The 16,815-nt window shown below is 65.3% G+C and carries 23 protein-coding genes; 16 read left to right on the top strand and 7 right to left on the bottom strand.

Annotation, left to right across the window (positions count from 1 at the left end; all coding sequences use genetic code 11):
• Positions 1 to 58 precede the first annotated feature (58 nt).
• The 6 genes from rpsP to ACQR1Y_RS30080 all read left to right on the top strand — a co-directional run bounded on the left by rpsP (position 59) and on the right by ACQR1Y_RS30080 (position 4,939).
• Positions 59 to 391 carry a 30S ribosomal protein S16 gene (gene rpsP / locus ACQR1Y_RS30105; RefSeq protein ID WP_434879303.1) on the top strand — a complete coding sequence of 111 codons (333 nt, stop codon included), beginning with the start codon at positions 59 to 61 and terminating at the stop codon, positions 389 to 391.
• A 213-nt stretch (positions 392 to 604) separates the two neighbouring features.
• Entirely contained in the window at positions 605 to 1,243 is a 639-nt protein-coding gene (rimM, locus tag ACQR1Y_RS30100) for a ribosome maturation factor RimM (protein WP_434879321.1), read from the top strand.
• 206 nt (positions 1,244 to 1,449) lie between these two features.
• Positions 1,450 to 2,223 carry a tRNA (guanosine(37)-N1)-methyltransferase TrmD gene (trmD, locus tag ACQR1Y_RS30095; protein ID WP_434879304.1) on the top strand — a complete coding sequence of 258 codons (774 nt, stop codon included), beginning with the start codon at positions 1,450 to 1,452 and terminating at the stop codon, positions 2,221 to 2,223.
• A 107-nt stretch (positions 2,224 to 2,330) separates the two neighbouring features.
• Positions 2,331 to 2,711, top strand: a complete 381-nt coding sequence (gene rplS / locus ACQR1Y_RS30090; protein WP_006611497.1) for a 50S ribosomal protein L19 — start codon at positions 2,331 to 2,333, stop codon at positions 2,709 to 2,711.
• Between the two features lie 409 nt (positions 2,712 to 3,120).
• Complete coding sequence (leuC, locus tag ACQR1Y_RS30085; RefSeq protein ID WP_434860396.1) at positions 3,121 to 4,527, top strand: 3-isopropylmalate dehydratase large subunit; 1,407 nt, start codon at positions 3,121 to 3,123, stop codon at positions 4,525 to 4,527.
• A 196-nt stretch (positions 4,528 to 4,723) separates the two neighbouring features.
• Positions 4,724 to 4,939 carry a hypothetical protein gene (locus tag ACQR1Y_RS30080; RefSeq protein WP_434860397.1) on the top strand — a complete coding sequence of 72 codons (216 nt, stop codon included), beginning with the start codon at positions 4,724 to 4,726 and terminating at the stop codon, positions 4,937 to 4,939.
• A gap of 83 nt (positions 4,940 to 5,022) precedes the next feature.
• Here the strand turns inward: ACQR1Y_RS30080 and ACQR1Y_RS30075 are convergent, their stop codons facing one another.
• Positions 5,023 to 5,715, bottom strand: a complete 693-nt coding sequence (locus ACQR1Y_RS30075; RefSeq protein WP_434860398.1) for a hypothetical protein — start codon at positions 5,713 to 5,715, stop codon at positions 5,023 to 5,025.
• A gap of 211 nt (positions 5,716 to 5,926) precedes the next feature.
• Between ACQR1Y_RS30075 and ACQR1Y_RS30070 the strand changes: the two genes are divergently transcribed.
• Positions 5,927 to 6,190 (top strand): DUF1330 domain-containing protein, encoded by a 264-nt coding sequence (locus ACQR1Y_RS30070; protein WP_434879305.1) that lies wholly within the window; start codon positions 5,927 to 5,929, stop codon positions 6,188 to 6,190.
• 43 nt (positions 6,191 to 6,233) lie between these two features.
• Here ACQR1Y_RS30070 and ACQR1Y_RS30065 read toward each other — a convergent pair whose 3' ends face one another.
• Together ACQR1Y_RS30065 and ACQR1Y_RS30060 are read right to left on the bottom strand one after the other, a co-directional pair.
• A complete protein-coding gene (locus ACQR1Y_RS30065; RefSeq protein WP_434879306.1) occupies positions 6,234 to 6,722 on the bottom strand; it encodes a hypothetical protein in 489 nt (162 codons plus the stop codon).
• Positions 6,610 to 6,879 carry a hypothetical protein gene (locus tag ACQR1Y_RS30060; protein ID WP_434860401.1) on the bottom strand — a complete coding sequence of 90 codons (270 nt, stop codon included), beginning with the start codon at positions 6,877 to 6,879 and terminating at the stop codon, positions 6,610 to 6,612. The genes ACQR1Y_RS30065 and ACQR1Y_RS30060 overlap by 113 nt, the downstream gene beginning before the upstream one ends.
• On the opposite strand from ACQR1Y_RS30060, the gene ACQR1Y_RS30055 reads away from it, so the two are divergent.
• On the top strand, positions 6,788 to 6,994 hold the full coding sequence (locus tag ACQR1Y_RS30055; RefSeq protein WP_434860424.1) for a hypothetical protein: 207 nt from the start codon (positions 6,788 to 6,790) through the stop codon (positions 6,992 to 6,994). The genes ACQR1Y_RS30060 and ACQR1Y_RS30055 overlap by 92 nt on opposite strands.
• 154 nt (positions 6,995 to 7,148) lie before the next feature.
• On the opposite strand, the gene ACQR1Y_RS30050 is transcribed toward ACQR1Y_RS30055, so the two are convergent.
• A complete protein-coding gene (locus ACQR1Y_RS30050) occupies positions 7,149 to 7,451 on the bottom strand; it encodes a hypothetical protein (protein WP_434860422.1) in 303 nt (100 codons plus the stop codon).
• Positions 7,452 to 7,596: 145 nt separating this feature from the next.
• On the opposite strand from ACQR1Y_RS30050, the gene ACQR1Y_RS30045 reads away from it, so the two are divergent.
• The 5 genes from ACQR1Y_RS30045 to ACQR1Y_RS30025 all read left to right on the top strand — a co-directional run bounded on the left by ACQR1Y_RS30045 (position 7,597) and on the right by ACQR1Y_RS30025 (position 10,490).
• Positions 7,597 to 7,995, top strand: coding sequence for a metallopeptidase family protein (locus ACQR1Y_RS30045; RefSeq protein WP_434860402.1), 399 nt, complete (start codon positions 7,597 to 7,599; stop codon positions 7,993 to 7,995).
• A 94-nt stretch (positions 7,996 to 8,089) separates the two neighbouring features.
• Entirely contained in the window at positions 8,090 to 8,692 is a 603-nt protein-coding gene (gene leuD, locus ACQR1Y_RS30040; protein WP_434860403.1) for a 3-isopropylmalate dehydratase small subunit, read from the top strand.
• Between the two features lie 85 nt (positions 8,693 to 8,777).
• Complete coding sequence (locus ACQR1Y_RS30035) at positions 8,778 to 9,575, top strand: hypothetical protein (RefSeq protein ID WP_434879307.1); 798 nt, start codon at positions 8,778 to 8,780, stop codon at positions 9,573 to 9,575.
• Positions 9,576 to 9,674: 99 nt separating this feature from the next.
• Positions 9,675 to 10,091 carry a hypothetical protein gene (locus ACQR1Y_RS30030; protein WP_434879308.1) on the top strand — a complete coding sequence of 139 codons (417 nt, stop codon included), beginning with the start codon at positions 9,675 to 9,677 and terminating at the stop codon, positions 10,089 to 10,091.
• A 27-nt stretch (positions 10,092 to 10,118) separates the two neighbouring features.
• Complete coding sequence (locus ACQR1Y_RS30025; RefSeq protein ID WP_434879309.1) at positions 10,119 to 10,490, top strand: c-type cytochrome; 372 nt, start codon at positions 10,119 to 10,121, stop codon at positions 10,488 to 10,490.
• Between the two features lie 12 nt (positions 10,491 to 10,502).
• Here the strand turns inward: ACQR1Y_RS30025 and ACQR1Y_RS30020 are convergent, their stop codons facing one another.
• On the bottom strand, positions 10,503 to 11,381 hold the full coding sequence (locus ACQR1Y_RS30020) for an HpcH/HpaI aldolase/citrate lyase family protein (protein ID WP_434879310.1): 879 nt from the start codon (positions 11,379 to 11,381) through the stop codon (positions 10,503 to 10,505).
• Between the two features lie 102 nt (positions 11,382 to 11,483).
• On the opposite strand from ACQR1Y_RS30020, the gene ACQR1Y_RS30015 reads away from it, so the two are divergent.
• Positions 11,484 to 12,128 (top strand): carbonic anhydrase, encoded by a 645-nt coding sequence (locus ACQR1Y_RS30015; RefSeq protein WP_434860408.1) that lies wholly within the window; start codon positions 11,484 to 11,486, stop codon positions 12,126 to 12,128.
• Between the two features lie 59 nt (positions 12,129 to 12,187).
• On the opposite strand, the gene ACQR1Y_RS30010 is transcribed toward ACQR1Y_RS30015, so the two are convergent.
• Together ACQR1Y_RS30010 and ACQR1Y_RS30005 are read right to left on the bottom strand one after the other, a co-directional pair.
• Complete coding sequence (locus tag ACQR1Y_RS30010) at positions 12,188 to 12,751, bottom strand: TIGR00645 family protein (protein WP_434879322.1); 564 nt, start codon at positions 12,749 to 12,751, stop codon at positions 12,188 to 12,190.
• Positions 12,752 to 12,996: 245 nt separating this feature from the next.
• Positions 12,997 to 14,031, bottom strand: a complete 1,035-nt coding sequence (locus tag ACQR1Y_RS30005; RefSeq protein ID WP_434860410.1) for an aspartate-semialdehyde dehydrogenase — start codon at positions 14,029 to 14,031, stop codon at positions 12,997 to 12,999.
• A gap of 114 nt (positions 14,032 to 14,145) precedes the next feature.
• On the opposite strand from ACQR1Y_RS30005, the gene ACQR1Y_RS30000 reads away from it, so the two are divergent.
• Both ACQR1Y_RS30000 and ACQR1Y_RS29995 read left to right on the top strand, forming a co-directional pair.
• Positions 14,146 to 14,949, top strand: coding sequence for a hypothetical protein (locus ACQR1Y_RS30000; RefSeq protein ID WP_434860423.1), 804 nt, complete (start codon positions 14,146 to 14,148; stop codon positions 14,947 to 14,949).
• Positions 14,950 to 15,177: 228 nt separating this feature from the next.
• Positions 15,178 to 15,558, top strand: coding sequence for a hypothetical protein (locus tag ACQR1Y_RS29995; protein WP_434879311.1), 381 nt, complete (start codon positions 15,178 to 15,180; stop codon positions 15,556 to 15,558).
• Positions 15,559 to 16,815: the final 1,257 nt, after the last annotated feature.

The raw sequence follows: 16,815 nt of genomic DNA, 5'->3' as shown, positions 1-16,815 counted from the left end.
GCAATGACGACCTCTATCCAACCTTCATATCAATCCATCGACACCTAGGAGAACTTTCATGTCCGTCGTCATTCGTCTCGCCCGTGCCGGCACCAAGAAGCGCCCGGTCTATCATGTCGTCGTCGCCGACTCGCGCTTCCCGCGTGACGGCCGCTTCATCGAGCGTCTCGGCTACTTCAATCCGCTGATGGCGAAGGACAACGAGGCGCGCCTCAAGCTCGACATGGAGAAGGTGAAGGCTTGGCTCACCAAGGGCGCGCAGCCGTCCGACCGCGTCGCCCGCTTCCTCGATGCCGCCGGCGTCAAGAAGCGCGAAGCCCGCAACAACCCCGAGAAGGCCGTGCCGCGCAAGGAGCGCAAGGCGCAGGCCGAAGCCGCTGCCAAGGGCTAAGCCTGTCGTTGAGGGGTAAGCTGTCGCCACAAGCAAGGTGTCCCCCCTCTCCCCGTTCTTACGGGGAGAGGGTCGGGGTGAGGGGCAGCCCCACCCAGTGGCGCAAGTTGTTAGACCTGTACCCCCTCACCCGGATTGCATCTGACGATGCAATCCGACCTCTCCCCGCAGGCGGGGAGAGGTACGCACCCAATACGCATCTGGACCAGGAATATGAGCGCGCCTAGCGGCCGACACGGGGCTCCAGACGATAGCGGCAGCAAACTGATCTGCGTCGCCAGGATCGGCGCCGCGCACGGCGTGCGCGGCGAGGTTCGCTTGTGGACCTTCACCGAGGATCCGCTGGCCGTGCTGCATTACGGCCCGCTGACGACAAAGGACGGCAGCCGCTCGTTCGAGGTCGCCAAGGCGCGCGAGGCCAAGGATCATCTCGTCGCCAGCTTCAGGGGCGTTACCGACCGCAATGCCGCCGAGCGCCTCAACGGGCTCGAGCTCTACGTGCCGCGCGATCGGCTGCCCGAGACGGATGATGACGAATACTACCACGCCGATCTGATCGGGCTTGCCGCCGAGACCACGGCGGGCGCACCGCTCGGCCGCGTGCTCGCCATCCATAACTTCGGCGCCGGCGACATCATCGAGATCGCCCCGCCCTCCGGCAGCACCTTGATGCTGCCGTTTACCAACGCCGTGGTGCCGACGGTGGATCTCGCGGGCGGGCGGGTGATTATCGAGTTGCCTGATGAGATTGACGGCGAGGATCGAGCTTCGGCCGATGAATCGGCGTCGGCTGGGGACGATGCTGCCGCCCAAAACTCAGCTCGTCATCCCCGCGAAAGCGGGGATCCATAGCCACCGCGGCTGATTGGCATGCGCGGAACTGGCCGCGTGCCACTTTCCGACATCACGCGGTATGGGTCCCGGATCGGCGCCGCGACGCGCTGACGCGCGTCACGGCTTGTCCGGGACAACTCCGGTGGTGGAGCATCGGCCGCGAGATAACGGCGCCGCATTGATCGGGGCTCGATCTTGCTTCGCCGCTGCCGTAACAGAGCGCAATGACCACTTCGCCCTCTCCCACCGCGCCCTGGCGCGCGACTGTGCTGACGCTGTTTCCGGAGATGTTTCCCGGGCCGCTCGGCGTGAGCCTCGCCGGCCGCGCGCTGGCATCAGGTATTTGGTCGCTGGAGGCGCGCGACATCCGGGCCTCGGCCACCGACAAGCATCGCAGCGTCGATGACACGCCGGCCGGCGGCGGTCCTGGCATGGTGCTCCGCGCCGACGTCCTCGCCGCCGCGATCGACGCAGCGGCCATCGCGCCGGAACGGCCGAAGCTCCTGATGAGCCCGCGCGGTCGGCCATTGACCCAGGCCTTCGTCCGCGAGCTCGCCGCCGGCGCCGGACCGCTGATCATCTGCGGCCGGTTCGAGGGCATCGACCAGCGCGTGATCGACGCCCGCGAGCTGATCGAGGTGTCGATCGGCGACTACGTGCTGTCGGGCGGCGAGATCGCGGCGCTGGTGCTGATCGACGCCTGCGTACGGCTGCTGCCGGGCGTGATGGGCAAGCTCGAATCCGGCACCGACGAGAGCTTTTCCGACGGCCTCCTCGAATATCCGCAATACACCCGGCCGCAGGTCTTCGAGGGCCGTCCCATTCCGGATGTGCTTACCTCCGGCGACCACGCCAAGGTCGCCGCCTGGCGGCGCGCCCAAGCTGAAGCCCTGACGGAAGCGCGACGGCCGGACTTATGGGCCGAATGGCAGGCGCGACGGCCCCGAGAACAAACGAGGACCAGCCAAAAAGCGCCAAAAAGCACGACAGACGGGTGACAAGCCTCGCGCTTTGCCTTATAGGAGCGCCCAATTCCGCAAGTGACGGCAGGAACAAGCGCAGCCCGCGTGACCCGGCTGGGCGCGCCGCCGATGGAGATTTACCCGTGAACCTGATTCAGCAGCTCGAAAAAGAGCAGTTCGACAAGCTGTCCGCCAACAAGACCATTCCGGAGTTCGGCCCGGGCGACACCGTGATCGTGAACGTGAAGGTGGTCGAAGGCGAGCGCACCCGCGTGCAGGCCTATGAAGGCGTTTGCATCGGCCGCTCTGGCGGTGGCATCAACGAGAGCTTCACCGTCCGCAAGATCTCCTACGGCGAGGGCGTGGAGCGCGTGTTCCCGATCCTGTCCCCGATGATCGACTCGATCAAGGTCGTGCGCCGCGGCAAGGTGCGTCGCGCCAAGCTGTATTACCTGCGCCAGCTGCGCGGCAAGTCGGCCCGCATCGTCGAGAAGCAGGACCGCCAGACCGCCGTCAACGAGTAATCGTTGCTTCCGATGGATTGACGAAAAGCGCGGGCTGGCCCCGCGCTTTTTTGTTTTGGACCACCGTCATTGCGAGCGAAGCGAAGCAATCCAGTGTCCTTGCCGTGGCCCCTGGATTGCTTCGTCGCTTCGCTCCTCGCAATGACGGCGGGCGCAAACGCATCTCGCACTCCGCGGCTCGCGTGCTATATATCTCCCTGAAATGGTTCTAGATCGCACCAGCATGGCCTGCCGCCGCGTCGTCATCGACGATCATAGCCGGCTGCCCGGGCGGTTCTTCGGACGGTTCGCGACGTCGGCGACCTCCGAGCTTAGGCGCGCGCTGTAAGCCGCAGCGCCTCGTCCTGCTTGTTCGCGCGTGGCGGTCACGCGCTCAGTTTCAAACCTTCATTCCCGGGAGCATTCGCTCATGTCGAAGCCGACCACCCTGTACGACAAGATCTGGAACGACCATCTGGTGCACGAAGCCGAGGACGGCACCTGCCTGCTCTACATCGACCGCCATCTGGTCCACGAGGTCACTTCGCCTCAGGCCTTCGAGGGCCTGCGCATGACCGGCCGCAAGGTGCACGCGCCGGAAAAGACGCTGGCCGTGGTCGACCACAACGTGCCGACCACCGACCGCTCCAAGCCGAACCCGGATCCGGAGAGCATCGAGCAGATCAAGACGCTGGCCGAGAACGCCAAGGACTTCGGCATCGAATATTACAACGAGTTCGACCGCCGCCAGGGCATCGTCCACGTCATCGGCCCGGAGCAGGGTTTTACGCTGCCCGGCACCACGATCGTCTGCGGTGACAGCCACACCTCGACGCATGGCGCGTTCGGCGCGCTGGCGCACGGCATCGGCACCTCCGAGGTCGAGCACGTGCTGGCGACACAGACGCTGATCCAGAAGAAGGCGAAGAACATGCGCGTCACCGTCGACGGCAAGCTGCCGGACGGCGTGACGGGCAAGGACATCATCCTCGCCATCATCGGCGAGATCGGCACCGCCGGCGGCACCGGCTACGTGCTGGAATATGCCGGCGAGGCGATTCGCGCGCTGTCGATGGAAGGCCGCATGACCGTCTGCAACATGTCGATCGAGGGCGGCGCCCGCGCCGGCCTGGTCGCGCCGGACGAGAAGGCCTATGACTTCCTGCGCGGCCGTCCCAAGGCGCCGCAGGGCGCGGCCTGGGATGCGGCGATGCGCTATTGGGAGACCCTGCGTTCCGACGAGGGCGCGCATTTCGACCATGAGCTGCGGCTCGACGCCGCCAAGCTGCCGCCGATCGTCACCTGGGGCACCTCGCCCGAGGACGTGATCTCGGTGACCGGCATGGTGCCGGATCCGGACAAGATCGCCGACGAGGCCAAGCGCATCTCCAAGCATCGCGCGTTGAAGTACATGGGCCTGACCGCGGGCACGAAGATCACCGACATCAAGCTCGACCGCGTGTTCATCGGCTCCTGCACCAATGGCCGCATCGAGGATCTGCGCGCCGCCGCCAAGATCGCCGAGGGCAAGACCGTGTCGGGTCATGTCAACGCGATGGTCGTGCCGGGCTCGGGCATCGTCAAGGAACAGGCCGAGGCTGAAGGTCTGGACAAGATCTTCATCAAGGCCGGCTTCGAATGGCGCGAGCCGGGCTGCTCGATGTGCCTCGCCATGAACCCGGACAAGCTGGCGCCGGAAGAGCGCTGCGCCTCGACCTCGAACCGCAACTTCGAGGGCCGCCAGGGCTTCAAGGGCCGCACCCATCTGGTGTCGCCCGCGATGGCCGCGGCCGCCGCGATCGCCGGCCACTTCGTCGACGTGCGCGACTGGCGCTGAGATCTGTCTTCGCCGGCGCAGCAGAGCTGCACGGCGACTGAGCTTGAGACGAACGCGGCGGCTTCGAAAGAAGCCGTCGCGTTTTCATTTCGACTCAACGTCGATGCTGATCGGCAAGAGCTCCTTAAAGCTCTTCACGCACAATCCTACCGCCGGACGCACCGCGCCGGCGGAGGAACGTGCCGAGGAGCCCGTGATGGCCGAGAAGCCGGAATACGTCGACCTCATCCGTGATGCGACGCGTCAGCGCCGCAAGACGCCGCCCGCCAAGATCATCGCCAAGGCCGAAGAGCCGAAGGAGGAGCGCCGGCTGTCGAACTGGCCGCCCGGCCGGTTTGCCAAATGGCGGATCGAGACGCTTGTGCCGTGGAAGCTGACGGTGAAGAACTGGCAGTTCAAGGATTGGCTCTGAGCGGTACGCCGAACACATGCCGCTGAAACGACAGAAGGACGCCGTTCGGCGTCCTTCGTCGTCTCGATCAGGCCGTCAGTTCGTCAGTAGTAGCGCCAGTGATGGCGGTGGTGACGATGGTGCCAACGGTGATGATGGCGCCAGTGATGACCACGCCAGTGCCGGTGATGGCAGATGCGGCGCGGGCCGTAATAGGTGTAGACGATCCGGCAACGGCGATACGGGTAGTAGTAGGCCGTCGTGTAGGTCGGGGTGTAGTAGCTGCGATAGCCGTAGAAGTGCCGGCGATGATGGTGGTAGTACGGCCGATAGCCGTAATGCGGATAATGATGGTAGCCGCCGCCATGGAAGACCGGCCGCGGACCGCCGCCACCATGGAACACCGGGCCTCCGCCGTGGAACACGGGACGCGGACCGCCGCCTCCGAAGTGATGACCTCCGCCACCGTGGAAGACGTGACCACCGCCGCCACCGCGGAAGCCATGAAAGCCGCCGCCTCCGCCGTGGAAACCACCGCCACCGCCATGAAAACCACCGCCACCGTGGAAGCCGCCTCCGCCACCATGGAAGCCACCGCCACCATGATGACCGAAGCCGCCACGCACCTGGATGGTCAACGCATCAGGCGCGGCCTGCGTCACAGGCCGAGCGCCGGGACTCACGGGCGACATGGCCGAAGCCGGCCGGCTGGACGCACCCGCAATTACAAACAGTGCCGCCGCCGCAAGACTGAGGCGACGAACAAGACCAGCATGCTGGTCCTTCATCCTCATCATGGTCCCTTCTCCCTGAATGCCGTGAAATAGCGATGGACCCATGCAGCGCCCTTGCTGGTCGTCCGATCGGTGGCTTGGCGCACCCCCAACATGAACGTAGAGATAGCGACGTGAATGCGGCATGAATGATGCACGCTGCGCGGGCATCTGCGGCGTGGCGTCGCGGCAGAGGACCAGCGCATGAATGTCTATGTCGTCGTGCAACTGAAAGATGACCGACCGCGCTGCCTATGATCGTTATCAGGCGCGCTTCTTCGACGTGTTCCGAAAGTTCAACGGCCGTCTGCTCGCGGCCGACGAAGCACCGGTCTTGATCGAAGGCGATTGGGACGGCGACAAGGTCGTGCTGATGTCGTTTCCGGATGCGAACGATTTTCGTGCCTGGGCGGAGTCACCCGAATATCGGGAGATCGCGAGGGATCGCGAAGCGGGCGCTCAGTCGGTCGTGCTGCTCGTGCAGGGGTTTCGCACCTGAGCGCGGTCATGCGCTCAGCGAACGCATCGCAGCGATGGCGGCCTTAGTCGACGAAGGGCGTGAACAGCACGAAAGGTCCCGGCGGATAAGCGGGTGCGTACGCGATCGGGCGTCCGTAGTAGCGCGGCGAGGGCGCGGTCGATCGGGCAACTCTCGACGAACGATCGTGCTGGCGCGCGCCGAACGCAACGGCGGCCGCGGAGTCGCTCGCATCTACGCTGAAGGACGCAGCCAACGCCGGCGAAGTCGCAGCCGAGCTTGCAAGCAGCATCGACAGCGTGACGATGCCGATCCCGAGCCAGGTTTTGCTGATGGAGGTTTTCATGGCGGCCTCCCTTACCAGCCCGCCATCAAGGTACAGGCCCGCGACGCGGGCCTGTTTGATTTCGATCATGGACTGCAAAGCAGCGACCATCCGCTCACCAGCGGTGGTGTCCACGCCCGTGGTGCCCACGCCAATGGTGGCGATGCGGGTGCCAATGACGCCGAGGATGCCAGTAGTGACGGCGAGGATGCCAATGGCGACGGCCATGCCAATGCGCCTGGGTCGTCTCCTGCGTCGTGCCCTGCTGCACCGCCGTCGCGGCGCCGGGATTGATGAGCGACAGCGCCTGCGCGCGTTCGGCCGGCGCAGCCATCGCAAGAACGGCACCAATGGCCGCGATGCCCAACAGCTTTGTCACAGTCATGAACTTCTCCTTCGATCGCCTGACCTCACGTCGGGCACCACATATCCGCCGCGTCAGCTTCCTGAAGGGCGGCCGCAGCAGCGCGACGCAGGTCAGTCTCGAACGAGCGACGTGAATGGGGGATGAAGACCTGCGCGAGGGCAGAATGCGCAAATGTCGCGCGCGGTTCCGCCGCACCGCGCGACATATCCGCACTGCGTCGGCGGAGTCACACGCAACAGACCGCGCGAATCAGGCTTTATTCGTAGAATCGACTCGGCCGACGATTGTCAGCCACGGCGCCAGACGCAGCTCACATGCGGGACGATCACGGTGCCGCTCGGGCGATGCTCCGGAACATAACTGGCATTGCAAACCCGCACGGCGTTCGGACCGGGATTGTAACGCGGCACCACGTCGGGCTCCCAATGACCTTCATAGCGCGGATAGATCTGGATCCGCCGCTGCCGGCGCTGCGCGGAGACATCGGTGCTTGCCTCGCGCTCGACGGCGGGGCGCGCGCCCTGCTCCGCTCGCGCGGCCATCGGAATGGAGATCGCGACCATCGCTGCCAACGCCGTCCCGGCGAGCATCATCGACGTCTGTCTCATGTGTCCCAAACCCCCAATTCGCGCGTTGCGACGGTCGCCGTTTTCATCCCCTGCGTCAACCGGCGCGCGGCCACACATCGCATAGAACCTGGATGCAAGATGATCAAAGCCGGGCTAGAAGGCGGCAATGTGGACCGATCTGAAAGCCCCCTCGCTCGCCGACATGGAAGCCATGGCGCACGAGATGTTCGAGCGTCTGCCCGCGCATTTCCGTGGGATGTGCGAGGGCGTCATCATCCGGGTCGACGACTTCCCGACCGAGGAGGTGCTCGACGAGATGGAGGCGGAGAGCGAGTTCGACCTGCTCGGCCTGTTCCAGGGCACCGGGCTCCCATTCCGCAGCAATGACGACCTGCCGCGCCTGCCCAACATGATCTGGCTGTACCGCCGCCCGATCCTGGACTACTGGGCCGAGCACGATGAGAGCTTCGGCCACATCGTCCGCCACGTCCTGATCCACGAGATCGGCCATCATTTCGGGATGTCGGACGAGGACATGGAGGCGATCGAGGCCGCCGCCGACTGACCGGCACGGCCGATTTTCCGGGCAATTTGACTTTATCCGTCCCGCCAATCGGGCTAAACAGCGGCCTGCCCGATATTCTCGAAGGTGCTCCCCGATGGACAAGTTCACCACGCTGGAAGGCGTCGCCGCGCCGCTGAAGATCATCAATGTCGACACCGACATGATCATCCCCAAGCAGTACCTGAAGACCATCAAGCGCACCGGGCTCGGCAAGGGCCTGTTCTCGGAGCAGCGCTACAAGGACGATGGCAGCGAGAATCCGGATTTCGTGCTCAACCAGCCGGCCTATCGCAACTCGAAGATCCTGGTCGCCGGCGACAATTTCGGCTGCGGCTCGAGCCGTGAGCACGCCCCCTGGGCCCTGCTCGATTTCGGCATCCGCTGCGTGATCTCGACCTCGTTCGGCGACATCTTCTACAATAACTGCTTCAAGAACGGCATCCTTCCGATCCGCGTGTCGCAGGCCGATCTCGACAAGCTGTTCGACGACGCCGAGCGCGGCGCCAACGCGACCCTGACGATCGACCTCGCCGCCCAGGAAATCCGCGGCCCCGATGGCGGCACCGTCAAGTTCGAGATCGATCCGTTCCGCAAGCATTGCCTGCTCAACGGGCTCGACGATATCGGACTGACGCTCGAGAAGAAGGCCTCGATCGACAGCTACGAGGCCAAGCTGGCCGAGCGCGCCTGGGCCTGATCCCCGTCTGACCGAACAGAGTTCGCGGGCCCCGGACCTCGGTCCGGGGCCTTGTTTCGAGAGCATCCCGAGCACAGGTCCGCCGTTGACGCGCGTATTGCCCGAGGTCGTCACCTTCTGGCGCGGACCGCTCGACCGGCTGCGCCAGACCTGCCTGCGCTCGCAGTTGGCCGCCGGCCACAAGGTTACCGTCTACAGCTTCGATCCGCTGCCCGGCCTGCCCGACGGCATCCGCAATGAAGCGGCCGAGGCGGTCCTGCCCTATGCGTTCTCCGAACGGCTGCGGCCGGCGCAGCCCGACGGCAGCTGGCGCGACTGGACGACGTTGCAGTTCAGCGACTTCTTCCGCATGCGGCTGATGGCGCAACGCGCCGGTCTCTGGCTCGATGCCGACGTGCTGCTGCTGCGCCCGGTCGAGATCGATCCCGCCTTGCCCTATTTCGCTTGGGAGCGGCCGCGGCAGCTTGGCAATTCCGTGCTGTATCTGCCGTCGGACGATCCGATCGTGGCCGAATTCGCCGCGCTGATGGCGCAGGACGAATTGACTCCGAACTGGCTGTCGCTGCGCCACCGCCTCACCTTCGCAGCTCGCCGCCTGCGCGGCGGCTCCGACCGGCTGTCCGACATCCGCGTCGCCATCTTCGGCCCGGCGGCCCTGACCGCGCTGGCGCGCCGCCACGGCTCGCTCCAGCATGCGCTGCCGAAGCGCAGCTTCTATGCGGTCCATGCCGAGCCGAAGGCGTTCTTCGACCCTAGCGACTTCTCCGGCCTGATCGGCGACCCCGGCATCATCGGCCTGCACATCTCGCCGAAGGGCCGCGGCGGCGAGGCGCCGATTCCCGGCAGCCTCTACCACTGGGCCGTGGAGCGCTTCGGCGCCTGAAGATCTGCGCCCGCGGCAGGGCCGCTGTGCTGCTTGATCTACCGCAACGTCGGATTGCCGGCCCGGTGATTGATTGGTTTCAATCATCGGAGACGCGCCATGTCCGCCCAATCGAAGCCCTATCCTCGCGTGCAATACCTGATCGACACCTTCGCCCAGTGGCTCAAGCACCGGCGTGAGCTCAGCGAACTCAGGCAGCTCGACCGCGACGATTTCGAGCGCATCGCGATGGACCTCCAGGTCACGCCTGGCGATCTCGACGAGCTTGTGCGCCATGGCGAGCATGCGGCCGACGAGCTGCCCTTGATGCTCAAGGCGCTCGGCATCGACGAGGCCGCACTGGCGCGCGCCGAGCCGCTGGTGCTGCGCGACATGGAGCGGGTCTGCGCCATGTGCAAGGACAAGATCCGCTGCCATCGCGATCTCGCACATGGGACGTCCAGCGAGCATTACGAGGAGTACTGCCTCAACGCGCCGACCATCGACCGGCTGGACGCCGAGATCGTCAAGCACTGATCGCCCTCCTGTCGACGGAGCACAGCGATGAGCATGCCCAACCTGCACCGCCACACTTGGCTTCATGTCGGCGTCGCGATCGTGCTCGCGCTCGCCGCGATGCTCCTCATCCGGCTGCACTATGCCAACGGCGCGACGCCGGCCGCCGACAGCGTGCAGGCGGGCCGCAAGCTGGCGGAAGCCTGGTGCAGCCCGTGCCACGCCATCGATGCGAGCGGTGCACGCAGCCGGACCGCGACGGCGCCGGATTTCGTCGCGGTGGCCAACATGCCGTCGACCACCGAGCTGGCGCTGAAGGTTTTCCTCCAGAGCAGCCACCCGACGATGCCGAACGTCATCCTGACGGCCGAGCAGCGCGGCGACCTCGTCAACTACATCCTCAGCCTCAAGCGGAGCTGAGGCCCGGTCCTCCTACTTCGCCATCTCGGCGATCGCGTCGGCAATCGCGATCGTGCGCTTGGCCATCTCGGCATGCAGCCGCTCGACCATGCGGCCGTCGATCTGGATCGCGCCGCGCGAGGCATTCTCCGGCAGCTCGAAGGCGGCGAGGATCTTGCGGGCCTCGGCGACCTCGGCCGTCGGCGGCGTGAAGATCGCGTTGCAGGTGTCGATCTGACCGGGATGGATCAGCGTCTTGCCGTCGAAACCGAGATCGCGGGCCTGGATGCACTCCTGCGAGAAGCCGTCGGTGTTGGCGAAGTCGCTGTAGGGCCCGTCGAGAATTTCCAGCCCATGCGCGCGCGTCGCCAGGATGCAGTGGCTGATCATCGGCAGCATCGTCGAGCGGCCCGGCACCATGCGGATGCGGGTCTCGCGCGAAATGTCATTGGGGCCGAACACGAAGCCGGCGAGCCTTGAGCCGTCCTCATGCACGGTGGCCGCGAGCAGGTCGGCGTCGAGCACGGCGCGCGCGGTCTCGATCATCGCCCACACTTTCAGCGCCGGATCGGCGCCGACCTCGGCGAGGCGGCTCGTCACCAGGCGCAGATCATCGACCGTCGACACCTTGGGAACCAGGATGCCGTCGGTCGCGGTCTGGCCGGCCATGGCGACGTCGTCGCTCCACCACGCCGTGTCCAGGCTGTTGATGCGGATCAGCAGCTCGCGCTTGCCGTAGCCGTCGGCGGCGACCGCCTTGGCGATCTGCTCGCGCGCCGCCGCCTTGGCGTCGGGAGCCACGGAATCCTCGAGATCCAGGATCAGGCCGTCAGCCGGCAGGTTCCGTCCCTTCTCCAGTGCGCGGGCATTGGAGCCGGGCATGAACAAGAGACTGCGGCGCGGGCGGATCATTTCGGCGTTTCCCTTGGTTTATTGAGCCGGCCCGCGATACCATTTCGGCCACCGGGCCGGAAGGCTTGTTCCCGCAGGCCACGTGTGTTTAAGGCAGGGCCCATGATCTCGTTTCCGCAACGTCTGCTCGAAGGCTATCGCGCCTTCACCACCCAGCGCCTTCCCACCGAACAGAGCCGCTATCTGGAGCTGTCCGAGCGCGGCCAGTCGCCCGAAGTGATGGTGATCGGCTGCTGCGATTCCCGCGTCTCGCCCGAGGTGATCTTCGACGTCGGCCCCGGCGAATTGTTCGTGCTCCGGAACATCGCCAACCTCGTGCCGATCTATCAGCCCGACGCCAACGCCCACGGCGTGTCGGCCGCGCTGGAATATGCCGTCACGGTGCTGAAGGTGAAGCACATCGTGATCCTCGGCCATGCCCAATGCGGCGGCATCCGCGCCTTCGTCGACAAGGCGGCGCCGCTGTCGCCGGGCGACTTCATCGGCCGCTGGATGTCGATGTTCATCAAGCCCGGCGAGGTCGTCGAGCAGCGCGACCATGAGAGCTTTCAGGACTTCGTCACCCGGATCGAGAAGGCGGCGGTGTTCCGCAGCCTCGAGAACCTGATGACCTTCCCGTTCGTGCGCAGCCGCGTCGAGGCCGGCGACCTGCAATTGCACGGCGCCTATTTCGGTGTGTCCGAGGGCTCGCTGTTCGTGCTCGACAAGGCGAGCAAGGAATTCAAGAGCGCGCGGACCGTCGCGTAGCGAGGCGGGAGGAGCGAGACGCTGGTCGACGGTCGTCACCCTTCGCTACTCGCCCCTCATCAATGATCTCCCGACCACCGGTCTGAGAGCGCCAGCATCACCGTCGACACCACGAAGGTCATGTGCACGCCGACCAACCAGCCGAGCTTGACCGAGTCGTAGCCGGCGTCGAGATTCATGAACGCCTTGAGCAGCTGGATCGCCGAGATCGCGACGATCGAGGCCAGCAGCTTCTGCTTCAGCCCGGCGAAATCGACCTTGGTCATCCATTCCGGCCAGTCCGGATGGCCGCCGGGATCGATGCGCGAGACGAAGTTCTCGTAGCCGGAGAACACCACGATCAGAACGAGATTGCCGGTCAGGCAGACGTCGATCAGGCTGAGCACGCCGAGGATGATGTCGCTCTCCTTGGCGGTCGGCAGATGGACCACGCTCTCCCACAGCAGCAGCACGAACTTGAACAGCAGCACGACGAGGCTGACGACGAGGCCGACATAGAACGGCGCCATCAGCCAGCGGCTCTTGAACAGGAAGCCTTCGAGCCCGCGCTCGAGCGGACCGGGCGCGTGCTTTGACGGCACGGTCGCAGGCGCCTCTGATCCGGTCTTGCTGCTCTCAGCCAATTTCGACCCCACCCGAATCCGCTCGGTCATTCCACCGGGACTCGCCCGCAAACGACCCTTCTGATTAGTTACGCCGTCATGCCCGGGCTTGTCCCGGGCATCCACGTCGTCCTCAGTATGCCGAACGACGTGGATGGCCGGGACAAGCCCGGCCATGACGACTTAGAGACAGACGATCCCCAAACATCCATTGTCATATGCGACGGCCATGATGCTTACCCGGGCGACGGCGCACCGTCAGTCTATCATGCCGCCTTCTTCTTGGCGGTGATCAGCTTGCGGTTGATCAGGACTTCGGCGATCTGGATGGCGTTCAGCGCGGCGCCCTTGCGGAGGTTGTCGGAGACGCACCAGAAGGCGAGGCCGTTCTCGACCGTGCCGTCCTCGCGGATGCGGCTGATATAGGTGGCGTCCTCGCCGGCGGCCTCATAGGGCGTCACGTAGCCGCCCGGCTCATGCTTGTCGATCACGAGGCAGCCCGGCGCGTTGCGCAGGATGTTGCGGGCCTCGTCGGCCGTGATCGGGTTCTCGAACTCGACATTGACGGCTTCGGAATGGCCGACGAACACCGGCACGCGCACGCAGGTCGCGGTCAGCTTGATCTTCGGATCGAGGATCTTCTTGGTCTCCGCCATCATCTTCCACTCTTCCTTGGTGAAGCCGTCTTCCATGAAGACGTCGATCTGCGGAATGACGTTGAAGGCGATGCGCTTGGGAAACTTGTTATTGACCAGCTCGTCGTTGGTGTAGACGGCCTTGGTCTGCGAGAACAATTCGTCCATCGCGTCCTTGCCGGCGCCGGATACCGACTGATAGGTCGACACCACCACGCGCTTGATGGTCGCCTTGTCGTGCAGCGGCTTCAGCGCGACGACGAGCTGCGCGGTCGAGCAGTTCGGGTTGGCGATGATGTTCTTCTTGTTGAAGCCGGCGGTGGCATCGGCATTCACCTCCGGCACGATCAGCGGCACGTCCGGATCCATGCGCCAGGCCGACGAATTGTCGATCACCACGGCGCCGGCGGCGCCGATCTTCGGCGACCATTCCTTCGAGACCGTTCCGCCCGCGGACATCAGGCAGATGTCGACATCGGCAAAATCGTAGTGCTCGAGCGCCTTGCACTTCAGGGTGCGGTCGCCATAGGACACCTCGACGCCGACGCTGCGGCGTGACGCCAGCGCCACGACCTCGTCGGCGGGGAATTGGCGCTCATCGAGAATGTTGAGCATTTCCCGTCCGACATTGCCGGTCGCGCCGACCACTGCGACTTTGTAACCCATCGTTCACTCTCCGAAGAAATTTGGCCGATCGCGCGTGCAAGCGGAAACGGAAGCGGCAGCGCTTCTATGCGAGAAACGTCCCTGACACAACGTTACCACGACGTCTCGCATTCGATGCATCCCGATTCGGCCAGAACAGCCGCCACCACGCGTTCCGCATCCGTCCTGCAGGGGCTCACGAGCTTCGCGGACGAGGTCTGCGGCACCTTCGCGCGCCTGTTCGCCTATGTGGGGGCTCTGGCGCTGATCGCCATGCTCGGCGTGGCCGGCTGGAACCATCTCGAGGCCGGCGAGGACATTCCGTCCGGCCGCGCCGGCTGGACGCTGGCCGACGGCGCGGTGCCGGCCTTCTCGCTGCGCCTGACCGACCAGCCCGACAAGACCGCCACCTACACCGTGCTCACCCATCCTTCGGGCGGCCGCAAGGACGTGCTGCGCTGGGGCGAGCCGGCCGATCGGCCGGCGGCCGAGCTCGAGATCTACCGTTTCGGCCCGGAGCGCGATCCGCCGCAGGATCCTCGCGCCGATCTCGCAACCCGGATGGGACGCAACTCCGCGTCCGACCTCGAGACCGCCGGCGTGGTCGAGAGCCGGTTCGGACCGGTCAGCCTGGTGCGGCAGGCCGGCGCGCCCGAAGGCGCCGGAGCCTGCCTCGGCTTCCTCAAGACCATCGCCGAACCGGCCCTGCGCATCTCTGGATGGTCGTGCCAGGGCGTGACGATGCCGGCGCGCCGCGCGATGGTGGGCTGCATGCTCAACCGGCTGACCTTGCTGGCCTCCGACCAGGATCGGGCGCTGAGCCAGCTGTTCATGGGCCCCGATCAGCGCCGCGGCGGCTGCGATGGTCCGGCGGTGACGACCACGGCCGGCGACTGGGTGACGTCTCCCGCCAATCCGAGGCTGCGCGGCGCGCTGTGAATGGCTGCCTGCGTCTTGTTGTTGCGGGGTGTTGCTGCGCCGCGCCCCAGGGACCGCATCAGCCGCCAAGTGACGGATTTTGATGCAACTTTCCCGCCACAGCCGGAATTTATCTTCCCTGAGGTCGCGGGAATGACCTTGTGATGCCACAGCCGACCCAGATATTGTGCTGGCCAAATCATGCGCATGGCGAGCGCCCGCCCCTTTTGGCGCGAGGAAGAGGACGTGATGATTCAATTTTCTGCTGCGACCCGGGTCATGACCTTGGCGGTGATCGCCGCGACCGGTCTTGCCGTCACGTCTGTTGCCGTCACCTCCGCTGAAGCCGCTCCCGCCAAGCGCCGCGCCGCGGCGGTTTATTCCAACGGCCCGAACTACTCGTACCAGTCCGGCCCGCGCACCCGCATCTACATCACCCGCCGCTCCTTCCTCGACGGCGGCACCGAAGTGCTGCCCGGTGAGCGCAAGTACACCGACTACGCCTATCCGCCGGCCATCGGCTATCCGTCGTTCGCCCGCGAAAACCTCAACCGCCCGATCGACCGCCAGCCGTTGATGGCGCCGTCCGATCTCGGCGGCTATCCGACCCGGATTCCGATCCCCTACTGAGGGCTGAGGCATCATCCGATCACCAAGGCCGGGCTTTCGCCCGGCTTTTTTGTTTCCAGAGACGGCCGTGATCCCTCGAAGGGCCGCGGCGTACTGGATGGTCGCCTTCGCGGGCATAACGATCGAGAGGCCAAGGACACGCTTCAAGGACACGCTTCAAGGACACGCTTCAAGGACACGCTTCAAGGACACACATCAAGGACACACATCAAGGACACACATCAAGGACACGCATTCAAGCAAACGCATCCTCGCACCCGCTCATCGCGTCCGAGTGTTGCTGCTCTCGCCGCCCCTATCGAAGACAAGGGCGCAGGGAAGGCCGGGCCTCGGCTGAGGCCCGTGGCCCGCCTGCGAAAAACAATGCAGGCGGCAGGAACCACAGGTACAGCCGGATTCGACCCGGCCCTCCCTGCGCGATGGTTTTCACGCTTACTCTGCGCTCTCCCCGGTGTCCGGCCTGTTAGCCACCGTCGTCAGCGTGATGCACCAGGGCATCGCCGCGACTTGACGCCAGCATCGGGGCGCCAGGACCACGCAGCTTCACGTCCGCAAGAGCCTCGTTCGTCCGCACATCCCTCAAGGACATGCTGCGCGCCCTCACAGCCACCGCATCCCCGCCTAACGCCTCGTGACGATCGCGAAACGCCCCTCGTGGCGAAGCGGGATGAGAGGAGAGAAACATGGATTCTGGAAACGCGAAAGAGGAATTTTTGGCGTCAGCGGGGCGGCCGGGCTCAGCCGATTGATGGCGCGGGCGAAATCAGTTTTTCGGCGCCGCGGATTCTCAGCTGAAAAATCGGCGATCGAGCGTGCTTGCCGACGCTAATCGCGCAGAACAACGACCTGATTTGCCCGACGGGCGGCCCACATTGCGCCTCGCAAGAAGGCGCGTTCGAGCCTGTACTGATGAGTTGATCGAGCTGCATCCCCAGCGACGGTGCGCTCCCCTCCCCCTTGCGGGGAGGGGTCGGGGGTGGGGGTCTCCGGGCGATGCGGCCGATGAGTCTCCACGCGAGAACGAGACGCGCATGCGCTGCGAACGAAGCGCATTGAGGTGACGACTGACGATGACTGATTTGGAAAGATAAGCCGGTGCCCCAAGCACGCTCACTGGGTTGACCGACCGGGTTGATCCCTGACATTTTGAACCGGGCTGACTCCTGACAGTATTCGATCGCTGCTGGCTTGTCTCCGCCGTTTCCTGCGCGACGCGGAGCCGCGCACGCGGCGGAGCAAAGCGCAGGAAACGGCGGT

The sequence above is a fragment of the Bradyrhizobium sp. HKCCYLRH3099 genome, assembly GCF_051167855.1.
In the GTDB taxonomy this organism is placed as follows: domain Bacteria; phylum Pseudomonadota; class Alphaproteobacteria; order Rhizobiales; family Xanthobacteraceae; genus Bradyrhizobium.
The sequence above is the reverse complement of the archived record's forward strand: the minus strand, read 5'-3'. Positions and strand labels throughout refer to the sequence as shown.

Coding starts and splice junctions, on each gene's coding strand:
- rpsP (WP_434879303.1), top strand. CDS start 59: ATGTCCGTCGTCATTCGTCTCGCCCGTGCCGGCACCAAGAAGCGCCCG.
- rimM (WP_434879321.1), top strand. CDS start 605: ATGAGCGCGCCTAGCGGCCGACACGGGGCTCCAGACGATAGCGGCAGC.
- trmD (WP_434879304.1), top strand. CDS start 1,450: ATGACCACTTCGCCCTCTCCCACCGCGCCCTGGCGCGCGACTGTGCTG.
- leuC (WP_434860396.1), top strand. CDS start 3,121: ATGTCGAAGCCGACCACCCTGTACGACAAGATCTGGAACGACCATCTG.
- ACQR1Y_RS30080 (WP_434860397.1), top strand. CDS start 4,724: ATGGCCGAGAAGCCGGAATACGTCGACCTCATCCGTGATGCGACGCGT.
- ACQR1Y_RS30075 (WP_434860398.1), bottom strand. CDS start 5,715: ATGATGAGGATGAAGGACCAGCATGCTGGTCTTGTTCGTCGCCTCAGT.
- ACQR1Y_RS30070 (WP_434879305.1), top strand. CDS start 5,927: ATGACCGACCGCGCTGCCTATGATCGTTATCAGGCGCGCTTCTTCGAC.
- ACQR1Y_RS30065 (WP_434879306.1), bottom strand. CDS start 6,722: ATGGCCGTCGCCATTGGCATCCTCGCCGTCACTACTGGCATCCTCGGC.
- ACQR1Y_RS30055 (WP_434860424.1), top strand. CDS start 6,788: ATGAGCGACAGCGCCTGCGCGCGTTCGGCCGGCGCAGCCATCGCAAGA.
- ACQR1Y_RS30060 (WP_434860401.1), bottom strand. CDS start 6,879: ATGACTGTGACAAAGCTGTTGGGCATCGCGGCCATTGGTGCCGTTCTT.
- ACQR1Y_RS30050 (WP_434860422.1), bottom strand. CDS start 7,451: ATGCTCGCCGGGACGGCGTTGGCAGCGATGGTCGCGATCTCCATTCCG.
- ACQR1Y_RS30045 (WP_434860402.1), top strand. CDS start 7,597: ATGTGGACCGATCTGAAAGCCCCCTCGCTCGCCGACATGGAAGCCATG.
- leuD (WP_434860403.1), top strand. CDS start 8,090: ATGGACAAGTTCACCACGCTGGAAGGCGTCGCCGCGCCGCTGAAGATC.
- ACQR1Y_RS30030 (WP_434879308.1), top strand. CDS start 9,675: ATGTCCGCCCAATCGAAGCCCTATCCTCGCGTGCAATACCTGATCGAC.
- ACQR1Y_RS30025 (WP_434879309.1), top strand. CDS start 10,119: ATGAGCATGCCCAACCTGCACCGCCACACTTGGCTTCATGTCGGCGTC.
- ACQR1Y_RS30020 (WP_434879310.1), bottom strand. CDS start 11,381: ATGATCCGCCCGCGCCGCAGTCTCTTGTTCATGCCCGGCTCCAATGCC.
- ACQR1Y_RS30015 (WP_434860408.1), top strand. CDS start 11,484: ATGATCTCGTTTCCGCAACGTCTGCTCGAAGGCTATCGCGCCTTCACC.
- ACQR1Y_RS30005 (WP_434860410.1), bottom strand. CDS start 14,031: ATGGGTTACAAAGTCGCAGTGGTCGGCGCGACCGGCAATGTCGGACGG.
- ACQR1Y_RS30000 (WP_434860423.1), top strand. CDS start 14,146: ATGCATCCCGATTCGGCCAGAACAGCCGCCACCACGCGTTCCGCATCC.
- ACQR1Y_RS29995 (WP_434879311.1), top strand. CDS start 15,178: ATGATTCAATTTTCTGCTGCGACCCGGGTCATGACCTTGGCGGTGATC.